Source organism: Flavobacterium sp. DW-iso2 (assembly GCF_058725285.1).
This window is the reverse complement of sequence record NZ_JBZXDY010000085.1, coordinates 1-598: the sequence shown is the minus strand read 5'-3', so window position 1 is coordinate 598 and position 598 is coordinate 1. Positions and strand designations below refer to the sequence as shown.

The window sequence follows — 598 nt, the reverse complement described above, 5'->3', positions numbered from 1 at the left end:
GAAACCCGCATTCATGGTGTGGGTTCATCCAAATTTGATCTAACCCTTGAGCTGACAGAGCAGCGTGAGCATAACGGGTCTCCAGGCGGAATTGAAGGTGTGCTGGAATATAGTGCAGATCTCTTCCGGGAGTCTACTGCAGGTGAACTTGTGGTCCGATTGATGCAGGTGCTTGAAGATGCAGTGCAGCAGTTGGATGAGCGAATCAGCAGATTTCATGTCGTGACCCCAACAGAGCAGGCCCAGCTTGAAAAAGAATGGTCCTTTACGCTGAGTGAGGATGCACAACTGACCATAGCCGAGCGCTTTGAAATACAAGCAGCGGCTCATCCGGAAGCGACTGCCATGACCTGTGAGGATATCACCTTGAATTACAGGGAGCTGAATGCAAGAGCCAATCAGCTTGCCAGATTACTGATCGCTCAAGGCGTGGCACCGGAACAAATGGTTGCGCTAGCCTTGCCTCGTTCTGTTGAAATGGTTGTGGGCATTCTCGCTGTGCTAAAAGCAGGAGCCGCTTATCTACCACTTGACCCCAATTATCCGGCAGATCGGTTGACACATATGCTGACAGATGCAGCACCGAAAGTAATGGTAA

Annotated in this window: 1 protein-coding gene; it reads left to right on the top strand. The window is 50.7% G+C overall.

The genetic code is table 11. From position 1 onward, the window contains the following. On the top strand, positions 1 to 598 hold a 598-nt coding region (locus AC4PRO_RS18215; protein WP_492118405.1), incomplete at both ends, for an AMP-binding protein.